Raw genomic sequence first — 12,586 nt, 5'->3', positions numbered from 1 at the left:
AGGTGTTAGGGTGCGGTCCAGAAGGTTTCATCCTTATCGACGAGGACTTTTTTCTCGCCGGTCCACTCGATGTCGCGCTGCCATTTTAGCTGGCCGCCGCTTTTTACGGAGCGGTCGGTTGCACGGACCCACTCGTAGCCGGTGGGGAGGTTGGGGATTCCGCTGGGGGTCTCTTTTTGGCCCGCGTGGCCGACCGGTCCGGGGCCGTTGACGTAGGTCATGGACACGCGGGCGATGGGGGCCTTATCGTCGTAAGGATCACATCCAAGCTCGATTCCGCGGGCGAACATCCTCGCGTTCGTTGAAAGCGGAAACCCGATTGGCAAGCCGTCGTCCCCACGATATTGATAGATCGATTTCGTTTCGACATTGGTCTCGGCTTCCCATCTCTCAATCTCGTTCTTGTCCTCGTTCGTCAGTTCGTAGGTTCCACCACCGCCAATGATAAATTTCGGGTGTTGGTATAGCGAGCGCTGCACGGTGAGCCAATCAATTTCCGTAGTGACTTCTTGCAGGGTTCCATTATCTCCGCCGCTCGAATCATTGCTGAATTTCCGCTCAACGGTGACGGTTAGTTTCCCGTAATCCGTGCCTTCCTCAGGCTTGATGCTCTGGTCAGAAACCACGCCGGGATGCTCGCCCCAGGTGGTGCCATTCGGTGGGCTGGCGGCGGAGAGGTCCGCAATCAGGCCGACGTATTCGATGACGGTGAGATAGGAATCCTCGCCGAGTCTCTCTTCCGGGAAGCCGGGCCGCATCAGTTCGTAAATGGATTCGTGAGCCATAATAATTTGTTAGTTTTAGAAATTTCCCAGCCCGCGGATGCCGGGCCTCGCTGGGTCGAGGGTATGAAACCTGTTGGTTCCGGTCTTTGGGCGCTCTCACGGGTTGCGCCACTGCAAGAAATCAGAGGGGGGCGGCAAGTAATTCGAACATGCGCCGGGCATTGGTGACTGTGGGATCTTCGCCGGCCGTTGGTCCCGTCGAACGGGCTTGTACGGTGGTTCCGGAGTAGGCAGGGAAAGCCACCGGGGAAACGTCGAAGATGGCTTCGATTTTGGTGATGGTGCGCAGGACGGCCCCATCGGGAAGTTTCTCCCATTTGTCCCCGCCAGGGGCCACCGTGAATTGGAAGCTGGATTGGTCGATGTCGCCGCGTTTGATAGATTCGAGCAGGTCGTTCCCGGCGGTCGTTTCCGGGGCTTGAAATGAATATCGCAGACCTTCCGTGTCGGTTTCCAGCTTCAGCGTCCCGGTGCCGCGTTTCGATCTTGCGAGAACCATCCCGGAATCGTGGTTGGCCAAGGCGCGGACGTCTTGCGTGACAAGGGGCGGGAGAGCATCGCGGGCAATCACCTCGAACCAAGGGCGGTCACGGGTGCCTAAATTTTCGGAGCGGGTTTCAAAAAGCAGGGCTGTGCCGCTGACAGTCCGGCCGGTGGCCTCGGGTGCGGCGGCCGGAAGAAAGCGGCGCTCATTGGCTGGCAGTTCTGGAATCTCGAAATTCATGGCTTGGTGTTAGTGGGAGCCGCCCCCCTCATTATTGAGAGAGACGGCGGGTGTTATGGTTGCCCAGAATCAGGCGGATAGCGCATCTTTCATGGCCGCAAAAGAGGCCGCACGACGGACGCCGACGTCGCAAAGCGAGTTGACGACAACGCGGGTTTGCGAACTGGTCGCCAAGGTGAACGGGTCGACAATGACGTCGACGCCTTCCCCGAAGCTGGCAAGGATCAAGTCCGCCCAGTTGCCGAAGATGATCGCGGAGCACACACCGGAACTAGAGCCTTTCGTTAGATTGTCGGGCGCGTTGTTGGAGGCATACCAAGGATTGCCGACGAGCGTTGCCTGTCCTTCCTCCAGAATCATTTTCGAATCTGTGCCGGAAACCTTCACCGTGGTGCGGAGCTTGCTCTCGATCTTGGTCGAGAACAGAAATCCGGGATTGCCGCCTGTGGCGTTGACGTTGGCAATAGCGGCGACGAGCGCGGCAAGGTGAGCGAAAGACGGAGCGAGTCCGTTAGTGCCGCCAACAACCGCGCCGATACCGGAAGTTGCGAGAATGCCGCGGGGCTGGTCAGATGATCCGAGGCCGTTGATGGCGGCGGAGTCGAAACCGACCGCAATTGCCTGCATCAGGTCATTGCGTACGAATGCCTCAATCGAGGGACTTGATTGCGCAATCAGCTGCTTCGAGTATCTCGTCCACGCTCCGCAGCGGCGTGGTTGAAGTAAAAGCTGTTCGAGCGCCGGTGAGGACTCGTCATGGTCCGCCAATTCCGATTTCCAACTTGCCGTGGAGGCGGCAGCGTGGCGGGGAATGCCAACGTCTGAAGTTAGGCCTGACATCAAGGTAGCCCCTGCACGAGCAACTTGGAGCATCGGGCGAAGAGCATCGATGAAACCACGGATCTCAGTGGCTACGGTGTTCCCGCCGTTAGCGCCGCTGTTGACGGTGACACCCATTCCGGAGCGCCGTTCCATCAGGGCGGCATGTGGAACATAAAACCCGTCCGCGGGCTTGCCAGAGCGATGGGCGATCTCAGCGCTTATTTCAGCCTCGTATCCGTCGAGACGGCCAAGGGAAGCGCCGCGCATGGCACGGGTGATGGAGTATTGCGAAGCGTCGACTTGCAGGCTCTCGCCGCTCTGCTGCTGGCGGGAATAATTCCGCAGCTCCTGCTCTTCCCTTGCGATCTTGAAATCGATTTCGAGAATTTCACCTTTGATGCTGCCGAGGCGAATGTCTTCGGTGTTGCTGATGGCCCGCTTTTCCGCTGACGCTCCCCGGATGATTAGATCGCTCTCTTTCATGAGAGCGCCACGTTTTTCTTTGAGTGCTTTGAGGTTCATAATATTCGTCTGCTTCTCAGCAGTCAGTGACGGAAAGTTATCTAATTTATGGGTGCGATGGAAGTAATTGATTCGCGACTTGAGGACAGTTAGGGACACTGAGCATCCGCTTCCCCGTCCACCAAGCAGCCGCTGCTTTGCTTGATATTAAAATCACCCGAGAATTCTGCTGATTTGCCTGAAGATCGCCGCGCTTGATGGCTCGGAGAATTCGCCTCGTGCTGCACCCCAGCTCTAAAGCAAGGGATTTGGGCGAATAGATATCGATCGGCCTGCTCATGGCTTCCACTTTTTCAGGGTGTCGAGCCAGGCGTCCACGTCCCCGCCTTCGATTCGAAAGACACATCCTGAGATTTTGGCGATTTTCAGCTCTCCAGACTGCCCAGCGCGGAGGACTGCGCGAACGCTGATTTTCAATTCGGCGGCGAGTGACCGCGGGGTATAAACCGTTCCTGTTCTGGTCATGTGTTAGTTTCTGTTATGGTTGTTTTGACTCGATTTGCTGCGGATCGGCGTGGGTTGACCCGCTTTCCCCCAAAAATTCCAATTCCGTCCACGTGGAAAAAAGAGACAGGGAACGGTGGGGAAAGTGAACTGCTCAGACTTTTGACCCGCCCCCCGGAGTGGGGGAGTCGGTCATGACTCGGGCGGCGGAGGTGGTGGCATGCCTCGCGGCTGGCGGCGGCCCGGAGGTAACGGGGCGGGAGCGCATTGATCCGCGGCCAGCCAGCCTGACCACTCCTTGGTGATGGGCACGGCGTCCAGCTTCACGACGAGATTCCCGGCCTTGCTGCGGAAGATGGCTCCAACCTCGATCCGGACCTTATGCTTAGTTCCGTCTCCATCCACCCACTCGCGGGTGGTGGCGTGCAATGTGTGGGTTCTGGTCATGGCTTTGATCGTTTGGATAGAAATTCATTGAGCGCTTCCTTGTCTTCGTCCGATTGCTCTGGCGGCGGCACCAGCCGGATCGGCGCCGCGCTTCGATCCGACTGGTGCCGCTTCCAGGTGTCAGCATGAGCTGCCACGTCTGAGCAAGTTTCCAAAAATTTCAATCTCTGGCGGGGTTGCCATGAGGGCACACCTTGAGGAATCTTCGCATAGAGGTAATCGCGGAGCGTCAGCCATCCTTCTTCTGAGAGTGCATCCAGACAGCGAGCGCTTCCGAGCAGAGCTTGCTGCTCAGTGTAAATGAACGGCAGTCGCCACTCTTTACGAAGTCCTTGAACCTTTCGCTCTAGATCAAGGAGGCGCGGCTTGTTTCCGGTCGGAATCGCTTCGTATCCATCCAAGTCGCTCTCCTCTGCTAGACCCATGGGAACCATATGGTTCCCATTAGGTTCACTAATAGGGTAAGAGGAAGGAGATGAGGAAGGAGATGGTTTAGAAGATCCTCTACCTTCAGGATTGAGAGACCAGAGGCGCACGACCTGTCGCTGATGTTCGTCGAATCCGTGAATCGTGAATGTTCCATCTGGATCGGCATCGAGCCATGGCGCATCCCGATCGGTGAGAACGGCGAACAGCTCATCGGGATCGCCTTTCCATTTGGTTTCCATGGCTAGGCGCTTCGGGGTGAAATCCAAGCCGGAGAACTTCCTGCGGATCTGAGCACTTCCCCATAGCCTGAGAACGGCGACAACGCCGGCGGAGCCGAGCTGGTCGAGCAGACGCTCGGTTTTCCAGTGATTCAGGAATCCTGGATCGATTTTCATAGGTTCCCGCCTTCCTGTTGAAGCTCGTCCAGGATAGACAGAAGCTTTCTCACGTCGGTCGCTGATCTCCGCCCCGGCGGCCGGTCCAACGGGAGCGGATCGGCGCAGGCCTCGTCGATCTCGTCGTAATGCCGGCGTTGGTCACCGGTTAGGATCTTTTCCATCTCCAGTTCTGTCCGGCGTGCATCACTGCTTTCCGGCGTGCTCACGCCTTCCCTCCGTCCCATTCAAAGCCGAGGGCGGCGGCGACAGCCGCCGGATTGAAACGGACGCATTTTGGACCGATCCGGTTACACGGAATGCGGTTCTGTTCAGCAAGCTGTAGGATGTATCTACCAGTCACCGAGATCTTGCGGCCAATCACAGCGGCGGGAACCAGAGCGGCCTCCGGGTCGATTACCTTTGGGCTGGCCACCCTCTTCTTCTTTTCCGTTTTGTCGGGCTTGTCGTTCACCCTTCCGACTATTCACACAAACTGCGGGCCTGCAAAAGATCCCGTTAGCCAGTTTAAACGGTTTCTAAATGGCTAAATCAGCCGATGCCAGTCAGCGATGCAAATCCTTCCTTCACCCATTCCCGAACCGCGGCTTTGCAGCCCCGAGGGGATTTGGAATACTTTGTGGGATTCGTTGCAGCTCGCTTCATAATTCCCGCCGGCCATGGGTATTCATCCCATTCGCCAACGCACGCGGCTTCGGCCCAATGCACTCCCACCTTCACCCACTCCGACAGAGTATCCTTTGTTATGGGTTGCAACTTTTCCGCGAGATCATACACCGCCCCGAATCGAGAAATCCTTTCTGAATTCTGACTCTCAAACTTTACAAGAACCGCGCTTCCCCAATCTTGAGTGAATATCATTTTCGATAGATAGACTTGCGCGCTGGCAAACATCGTTCGATATTGCCTTGGCTGCACTTTGCGAGCTATTGGACCTAGTTCCAAACCTTGCGGGAAAACGAAAACGGCGTCGTGAATTGCCGATAGAATCCATCGCGCGAAGCTGTCTCTGGAATTCCTTTCGAGGCTTCTTGTTCCACCGCTCCCGGATGTTGGGACCATTTTTACCGGCAGAGCGGCTCCAAGGCCACCGGGTATCGAATGTTCAATTTCAAACGCGCGGAGTTCTACCATGGCCGGCATCAACAGGGGCCATTCATCAAAAAGGGTCGCAGCATAGTCAACGGCCGCCATTCCTTCATTGTTCCCACTGCCCCAAGAAATCATTTTCAGTTCCCCGGCTGCCTTATTGGCTGCCATCAGCAACAATACGGCAGCCGACCGATCGCCGCCTCGTGTCAATTCCGCCAGCGCGCGAATAGCATCAAGAGCCTTGACGCACTCTTCAGCGGCGGTCATGCAGCCACCTCAGCTTTCTTCCGCGCGGCGGTGGCGGGCTTGATGTTGAAAAACTTGGTGGCCTCGTCCTTGGTGATGGCCCGCTTGTAAAATCGCTCGGTGGTCTTGAATGAAGAGTGCCCCATCGCCTGAATCGTTTCGCTCTCCGTGTGGAGGCGATAGAATGCCGATGCGAAGGTGTGGCGAGGAACGTCCTGATCGGTGATGCCCGCCGCCTTTCTAACGGCCTGCGACTTCCGTTTCCAGTTCTCCGGAATGATGTCGTGTCCCTTGCAGGAATCCAGCCAGCGGCGGAGGTTCGGCATGATCGGGATGTGCCGGTCATCCTCCGTTTTCGATTCGTCGCCGGAAATGTTGATGTGATATTCCCGGATCGAACCCCACGAAATCCGATTGAGTTCACCAACCGGGCGGACGCCGGCGAAAAGCAGCAAGGCGAAGGGCAAGGCGCATCCCTCGGCAGCGGCGAGTTTCATCAGGTTTTCAGCCTGAGCGGCGGTAAGGATCGTCGGATCTTTCCTCTTCACCTGCGCGGGTTTGATTTCCGTCCTGAGCGCCTCCCGAAGCACCGCGCGGGTTTCCCGGAGCTTCCGGTTCCATGCTTTGCCGCGGTTGCGCGTGGCTTCGTCCAGCGCCTTTTCAAGCATGGCCTCGGTGGCATTGCCGACAGTGAGCGCGAAAAACCAGCCGGGAATCGATTTCCGGTCGCGCTTGTAGTCCTCGATGGTGGCATCTGAGCGGTTCTTTTTGACGAGCTGCGCCTCATAAGCCGTCCAGGCATCTCCCACGGTGATGCGAGCGCCTTCGTGCTGGTTCCGCTTCACGTAGTCCCTCACAGCCTCCAGCAGCGATACGTGGAACGGCTCCAGCAGCTTCTCGGCTTCCAGCGCGGCCGCCGCCAGCGCGGGATTGATCGTCCCGGCCTGGGTTCCCCGTTCGTGGTAGGCTTTCAGGATGCCGGCCGCGTGTTTCTTCGCGGCCTTGTCGTCCTGATAGAAAAACCGCTCTCGCTTCCCGGACGCGGAGAGCGACGCGGGAACGTCAACTTTGTGGCCTTTGGCGGTTTCGATGATCTCCAGTTTGGGGCGTCGTGGCATGGCTCCAGTTGCCCACAGTTGCCTTAACCTTTCAAGGAGTATTATGAACAGTGTGAACAAAACCCTTAATAATGCAGCATTTCAGCCGATTCCTAACGGCCATTTGGGGACTCATAATCCCTTGGTCCAGGGTTCAAATCCCTGCGGGCCCACCTATTGAAATAACTGTATTGCGCAATAGGATCGCCTTGGTGCCAACGGCTCGGCTGCGCTGGGTTAAGCGCATGCCACTTCCCCTCCGGGGAAACGTGTTTCAAGCATGATCCCCTGACACTAACAGAGGCTTTATTGAAACCCGATCTGTCCAAACTAAAAAACCGGCGGTTTCGGTTTAAAAACTGCCGGTCTACGGGAGCCATCAAGTGATCAGCGCTTTCTACGAACCACAAAACCCATCCCGCAGAAACCCAAAAGCAGGACGGATGATGCTCCGGAATCGAAGTGATCGAGATATTGTCAACGGCGAAGGTCTCGGGGGCCGACGCACCAGGCAATCCCGAAGCTGAGCCGACATTCATGGGCTGGACATCCGGCGGAACGCCATTGCTGCCGGTTCTGATTTTTTCGACCTGGGCCTCCCCGATAGGCGGCGCGCTGTCAGAGCCGGATGATGCCGCGTTTCAGGGAAACCGAAACCGCCTCGGCGCGGTCATGAACGCCGAGCTTCTGGAACAGGGCCTTCATGTGACTCTTCACGGTTTCCTCGGAAACGAACATGGCGGATGCGAGTTCCTTGTTTGTGCGGCCCTTGGCCACGAGACGCAGCACATCCAGCTCCCGCGGGGTGAGTGTGGGCCGGACGAGGCGATCCGCCAGCCGCGAGGCGATGGCATGCGGCATGTGGCGCTCGCCCGCATGCACCTGGCGGATGGCCGCCACGAGTTCCTCGCTGGTCGTGTCCTTGAGCAGGTAGCCGCGGGCGCCTGCTTCCAGGGCGCGGAAGACGTCCTCTTCGTTGTCATAGGTTGTTAGAACGAGCACCTTGCACTCGGAATCCCGCTCTCTCAGTTGGCGGATCACGTGAACGCCATCGCCTTCCGGCATGCGCATATCGACGATGTAAACGTCCGCGGCTATGGTGGATTCCAAGGTTTCGCGGCCCGATCCCGCCTCGCCCACCACTTCGATGTCGGGCTGGCTGTTGAGAATGGCGGCGAGCCCGGCACGCAATGCCGGGTGGTCATCCGCAAGGAATATTCGGATCGATTTTTTCATATGGGAAGAGTGACGGAAACTTCGGTGCCTTCGCCTGCGGGGCTGTCGATGGACAGGCTTCCGCCCAACGCATCGACGCGCTCCCGCATGCCAGTCAGGCCATAGCCTTTTCCCACGCGGCCAGCGACATCAAATCCGCGACCGTCGTCCTTGACGACCAAAGTCACCCAGCCGTCGCCGAAACGCAGGCGCACCAGAATGCGCCGCGGCGCGGCATGACGCACGGCATTGGTGAGGGATTCCTGGCCGATGCGCAGCAAAGCGTTTTCGTATTCCTGCGGCAATGGCCGTGGCGAGCCCTCGATCTGCTGCTGGCAGGAAATCCCGTTGTCGCGGGTGAGGTCGGCTGCGTATTTCTGAAGGGCGGAAGCGAGATCGGCCTCACCCAAAGCAAGCGGGCGGAGATTCCAAATGGTGCGCCGGGCCTCGCGCATGCTTTCGCGGACCAACTCGCGCGCGGTTTCCAAATGTCCGGCGGCCAGCGCAGGCGAGTCGGTGATCTGGTTGCGAACGCACTCGAGTTGCAACGAAATGGAAGTGAGTCCCTGCGCGAGCGAATCGTGAATCTCACGGGCAAAGCGACCCCGTTCCGCAAGCACGGCCTCGAAGGACTTGCGCTGGGATTCCTGCCTGCGCTTCCGACGCAGGCGCGAGCGCTGATAGATCGCCACCAGCAGGACGAGGATGGCCGTAAAAGCCGATGCCAAGCGCTGCGGCGTCCACCATGGCGGAGGCCGGAGCAACACGAGGTCCGACGGAGACCGAAGTCGGAGCAGCAGTTTGTCCTCCACTTGCATCGGAGTGTATTCGGCCAATGCGGTGATTTGGGCGATGCCGGAGACTTTCAGTTTCGAGCCTGGCAGAAGATCGGGCGGGAGGCCGTTCGCCAGATCCAGCCAGCCTCGGAACACAATCGTACCATCACGCAATTCGAAGGTGGTGCCATCGGCTCCGCGGAAGATGTTGAGCAGTTCCGCCTCGGTGGAGACGAGTTCGGAGTCAAAGCGCGTGTCCAGCAACTCCACCGCGCGCCGGTTGATCGGTGCTGGCGCTTCCTGCCTGCCCATCATCCGAATCACGGATGCGTGGATGAACGGTCTCATCCTGCCGGAGCGCGGCCTGCCTTCGATTTCCACCAGTTCACCCGGACGGGTTTGCGGAGCTCGCGCGGTCTGAACCCACAATCCGCCACCATCCGTTCGCAGAAACACGCCGCGCCCCGGCATGTCGAAAGTCACCACGCCCTCGACCTTCACACGGTCGTTCGGCCCAGGGCCATCCAAGCGCAACAATTGGGACGAACTTACCAGACGCGCCTCCTGCGAAAGTTCGGCGGATGGCAGTGGCACGACATCCGACGGCGAGTTGACCCGCAAAAACCGCCGCGTCATCTGCCCGTTGGCATTGAAAACCGTAGCCACGACGCCCCGGATGCGAACTCTTCGATCCGGCAGATCCCACAGCGCTTCCTGGTCCGGAGGCAACGGACCTTCAATCAGCACATGGAAATCGGACGAACCCGCGCGGCACTGGATCACCAGAGCGTTTCCATTCATCATGACGTCGGTCACATAGGCGTCCACCGTCACCCAGTCGCAATCGAGCCCGGGTTTTGCGAGCTCCAATCCATCCACCGCTTTGGGAGCCGGCAGAGCGCCCTTGGAGATGATCCTGAGCGGCGACGTGCCGCGGATGACAGGAGCGAAAATTCCATTTCCAGAGACCCCTGAGACTTCCACCTGATCACCAAGCTCGGGCCATACTGCGAGTTTCCGAGCTTCCAGATCCCCCTGATCGACGTAAATGCCATTCGTGCCGTCGTGGATGAACAAGGTGATCTCCCTCTTATTGGAAAAGGTGACCACTCCACGAACGTTGACGGGCAACTCCGAAGCCGCCTCCTCGGGAGTGAGCGCGCGAATGGCGGCGATATTGGTGATAGGTTCGCGGGCCTGCGCGGGCAGCCAGGAAACCATCATCCATCCCAATAAGAGAAACACACCCCTCATTGGCAAAATATGGAGCGGTTGAATCCCATGTGTAAAGCCCGGCGCGGAGTGTTTCCGTCAGGGTTCTCCGACGGTGTGGTTGCTTCAGGAAACCTTGCTGTCGAGAGGGTTCGCCGCCGGTTTCCAGGAAGCGCCGTTACGAACGCGGCCGATCTTCACCGCCACGTTCCGGAACAGCCTTTTCTTCTGATTGCGCATGAGTGAAAAAATGTGAGCGTGCCATCGTTAGAGTTCAATAAGCGAGGCCGAATCCCAGCGGGAACAATGGACTCTCCGCGGCTTCCGTGGGGTGACTGGCGGGAATCTGTCTGATAGACCGGGGCCAGGCAAACGACAGCTTGCCGGAAGGCGCGTGGTCACCGAAGAGCACATCCGCCACACCGGAGCCTTCCGTGCCCGGAAGCCACGCGGCGAGCAGAGCGTCCGCCTGATCCGCGGCGGAACCTAACAAAATCGGCCTTCCCGATAGAACCACGACCACCACGGGCGCTCCCGTTTTCTTCGCAGCCTCAATGACGTCCGCATCCTCTTTCGCCAGCGCGGGCGACTCTTTGTCCCCATCCATCTCGGCATAGGGTTCCTCACCCACAACGACAACGATTGCATCGGCACCCGCCGCACCGGAAGCGTCCAAGTCGCGCGTGACCTTGGTCTCCTCGCCCGCAGCCTCGCGGATGGCATTGAGGATCGTTGTGCCGCCGGGCGTGACCTCGCCGCGTTTTCCCTGCCAGTCCACGGTCCAACCGCCGCACTGCATGCCGAGATCGTCGGCTCCGCGTCCGGTCACATGAATGCGTCCGCCCTTGCGGGTGAGAGGAAGGACGTTCTTTTCATTTTTGAGAAGAACCACCGAACGCCGCACGGCCTCGCGCGCCACCTTGCGGTGCGCCTCGGACCCGAAGTCCGCCACCAGCGCCGGATCGGCCATGAGTTGCGCGCCCTTGTCCATCATGCCCATCGCGAACTTGACGCGGAGAATGCGGGTGACCGCGTCATCGATTCTCGAAACAGGCACCTTGCCCTCGTTCACGAGTTCCTGAAGCTGCCGGACGAAATCCCGGTATTTGTCGGTGACCATCACCATGTCCACCCCGGCGTTGATGGAAATCTCGATGCACTTCCGGTAATCCGCGGAATTCACCTGGCCGGAAGCGTTGTTGCTTTCCACGGTCGTGGCGCTTGGAGCTGGCGGAATAATCTGGTCGATGGCGTTGTAGTCGGAAATCACAAAGCCGTTGAAACCGAGTTCGCCCTTGAGAATATCGGTCAGGAGACGCTTGTTGCCGGTACACTTGACGCCGTTCCAACTGCTGTAGGATGGCATGACCGTGCCCACGCCTGCGTCGATCGCGGCGGGATAGCCGGCCATGTGGATGGAGCGAAGGGTCGCCTCGTCCACCCTCGTATCGCCTTGGTCCAGCAAGCCCCCGCCGGTGGAGGAGCGAAAGGCTGTGCCCCCGTCACCCACGAAATGCTTCACGCAAGCCAGCACGGTTTCCCGACCGGAAATCCTCTCGCCCTGCAATCCACGGACGCTGGCTTCCCCTAGCGAGGCGACCACCGAGGGATCTTCGGAAAATCCCTCGTAGGTGCGTCCCCAGCGGATGTCCTGCGGCACGGCGACGCATGGAGCGAAGGTCCACTGGAAGCCGCTGGCGCGGGTTTCGCTCGCGGTGACCTTGCCGATACGGGCCACCAACTCGGGATCACGCGTGCAACCCAGACCGATGTTGTGGGGAAACACGACGGCTCCCAGCACGTTGTTATGGCCGTGCACGGCATCCACCCCGAAGACCAGCGGAATCGCGAGGCGGGTGCCGAGCGATTGTTTCTGCGCGTCTTCGTAAACACCCGTCCAGTCCTTGAGTGTGTTTCCCGATTCGGGATCCGAACTGCCGCCGCAGAGCAACGAACCGAGAAACAGCGCGCCGACATCGTTCCGGTCCTTCAACGCTCGCCAGTCCGGCTGGGTCATCTGCCCGACTTTCTCGGCAAGCGTCATTTTTTCCACCAGCGCCTTCACCTCCGAATCGCGCGCCATCATCCAGTCTGGCGACGCCGCCATGCAGACATGGGACGACAAAACAACTAACAGAAATGCGGTGGGACGACGGAGATTTGGGTTCATGACAGTGATGGGTGTTTGTCGGCGGGACCAGATTCCGCCACGTTATTCGGGCTCAGTATAGAAATCGGGAGCTATCACACCATCCCCCGATCTAGTGATAATCATCTCCCCGGTCTGGTGCCACCTGCCGGCCGCCATACAGGAACACACCGCTCATCAAGAGTTCCAGACCGCGGATAAAAAGGAAGTTCGCCCCAGGAATCCACCGGT

At 58.9% G+C, this 12,586-nt stretch carries 12 protein-coding genes; all 12 read right to left on the bottom strand.

All coding sequences use genetic code 11. The annotated features are described in order from the left end of the window. Positions 1–5: 5 nt before the first annotated feature. The gene (locus ABIQ96_RS11060; protein WP_348214647.1) at positions 6–785 is read right to left on the bottom strand and encodes a hypothetical protein; all 780 of its coding nucleotides are present in this window, start codon (positions 783–785) and stop codon (positions 6–8) included. A 121-nt stretch (positions 786–906) separates the two neighbouring features. Then, positions 907–1,509: an HK97 family phage prohead protease gene (locus ABIQ96_RS11055; RefSeq protein ID WP_348214646.1), complete on the bottom strand. Its 603-nt coding sequence runs from the start codon at positions 1,507–1,509 to the stop codon at positions 907–909. 69 nt (positions 1,510–1,578) lie between these two features. Beyond that, the gene (locus ABIQ96_RS11050) at positions 1,579–2,853 is read right to left on the bottom strand and encodes a phage major capsid protein (protein WP_348214645.1); all 1,275 of its coding nucleotides are present in this window, start codon (positions 2,851–2,853) and stop codon (positions 1,579–1,581) included. Positions 2,854–3,129: 276 nt separating this feature from the next. After that, positions 3,130–3,318 (bottom strand): hypothetical protein, encoded by a 189-nt coding sequence (locus tag ABIQ96_RS11045; RefSeq protein WP_348214644.1) that lies wholly within the window; start codon positions 3,316–3,318, stop codon positions 3,130–3,132. 171 nt (positions 3,319–3,489) lie between these two features. Continuing rightward, a complete protein-coding gene (locus ABIQ96_RS11040) occupies positions 3,490–3,744 on the bottom strand; it encodes a hypothetical protein (RefSeq protein ID WP_348214643.1) in 255 nt (84 codons plus the stop codon). After that, a complete protein-coding gene (locus tag ABIQ96_RS11035) occupies positions 3,741–4,568 on the bottom strand; it encodes a hypothetical protein (protein WP_348214642.1) in 828 nt (275 codons plus the stop codon). The genes ABIQ96_RS11040 and ABIQ96_RS11035 overlap by 4 nt, the downstream gene beginning before the upstream one ends. A gap of 205 nt (positions 4,569–4,773) precedes the next feature. Next, positions 4,774–5,022 carry a hypothetical protein gene (locus tag ABIQ96_RS11030; protein ID WP_348214641.1) on the bottom strand — a complete coding sequence of 83 codons (249 nt, stop codon included), beginning with the start codon at positions 5,020–5,022 and terminating at the stop codon, positions 4,774–4,776. A gap of 77 nt (positions 5,023–5,099) precedes the next feature. Next, a complete protein-coding gene (locus ABIQ96_RS11025; RefSeq protein WP_348214640.1) occupies positions 5,100–5,927 on the bottom strand; it encodes a hypothetical protein in 828 nt (275 codons plus the stop codon). Beyond that, positions 5,924–7,024 (bottom strand): hypothetical protein, encoded by a 1,101-nt coding sequence (locus ABIQ96_RS11020; RefSeq protein ID WP_348214639.1) that lies wholly within the window; start codon positions 7,022–7,024, stop codon positions 5,924–5,926. Before ABIQ96_RS11020 ends, ABIQ96_RS11025 begins: the two co-directional genes overlap by 4 nt. 597 nt (positions 7,025–7,621) lie before the next feature. Continuing rightward, positions 7,622–8,239, bottom strand: a complete 618-nt coding sequence (locus ABIQ96_RS11015) for a response regulator transcription factor (protein ID WP_348214638.1) — start codon at positions 8,237–8,239, stop codon at positions 7,622–7,624. After that, positions 8,236–10,218: a sensor histidine kinase gene (locus tag ABIQ96_RS11010; RefSeq protein ID WP_348214637.1), complete on the bottom strand. Its 1,983-nt coding sequence runs from the start codon at positions 10,216–10,218 to the stop codon at positions 8,236–8,238. The genes ABIQ96_RS11015 and ABIQ96_RS11010 overlap by 4 nt, the downstream gene beginning before the upstream one ends. Positions 10,219–10,480: 262 nt before the next feature. Beyond that, a complete protein-coding gene (locus ABIQ96_RS11005; RefSeq protein ID WP_348214636.1) occupies positions 10,481–12,376 on the bottom strand; it encodes a glycoside hydrolase family 3 N-terminal domain-containing protein in 1,896 nt (631 codons plus the stop codon). Positions 12,377–12,586 lie beyond the last annotated feature (210 nt).

It is taken from the genome of Luteolibacter sp., assembly GCF_039920825.1.
Classification (GTDB): Bacteria; Verrucomicrobiota; Verrucomicrobiia; order Verrucomicrobiales; family Akkermansiaceae; genus Luteolibacter.
Note: the sequence above shows the minus strand (reverse complement) of the source record. Positions and strands in the feature narration are given on the sequence as shown.

Excerpts from the sequence above, each read along its gene's own strand:
- ABIQ96_RS11020 (WP_348214639.1), bottom strand. The coding sequence starts at position 7,024 with ATGCCACGACGCCCCAAACTGGAGATCATCGAAACCGCCAAAGGCCAC.
- ABIQ96_RS11045 (WP_348214644.1), bottom strand. The coding sequence starts at position 3,318 with ATGACCAGAACAGGAACGGTTTATACCCCGCGGTCACTCGCCGCCGAA.
- ABIQ96_RS11010 (WP_348214637.1), bottom strand. The coding sequence starts at position 10,218 with ATGATGGTTTCCTGGCTGCCCGCGCAGGCCCGCGAACCTATCACCAAT.
- ABIQ96_RS11060 (WP_348214647.1), bottom strand. The coding sequence starts at position 785 with ATGGCTCACGAATCCATTTACGAACTGATGCGGCCCGGCTTCCCGGAA.
- ABIQ96_RS11035 (WP_348214642.1), bottom strand. The coding sequence starts at position 4,568 with ATGAAAATCGATCCAGGATTCCTGAATCACTGGAAAACCGAGCGTCTG.
- ABIQ96_RS11015 (WP_348214638.1), bottom strand. The coding sequence starts at position 8,239 with ATGAAAAAATCGATCCGAATATTCCTTGCGGATGACCACCCGGCATTG.
- ABIQ96_RS11005 (WP_348214636.1), bottom strand. The coding sequence starts at position 12,376 with ATGAACCCAAATCTCCGTCGTCCCACCGCATTTCTGTTAGTTGTTTTG.
- ABIQ96_RS11055 (WP_348214646.1), bottom strand. The coding sequence starts at position 1,509 with ATGAATTTCGAGATTCCAGAACTGCCAGCCAATGAGCGCCGCTTTCTT.
- ABIQ96_RS11025 (WP_348214640.1), bottom strand. The coding sequence starts at position 5,927 with ATGACCGCCGCTGAAGAGTGCGTCAAGGCTCTTGATGCTATTCGCGCG.
- ABIQ96_RS11040 (WP_348214643.1), bottom strand. The coding sequence starts at position 3,744 with ATGACCAGAACCCACACATTGCACGCCACCACCCGCGAGTGGGTGGAT.
- ABIQ96_RS11050 (WP_348214645.1), bottom strand. The coding sequence starts at position 2,853 with ATGAACCTCAAAGCACTCAAAGAAAAACGTGGCGCTCTCATGAAAGAG.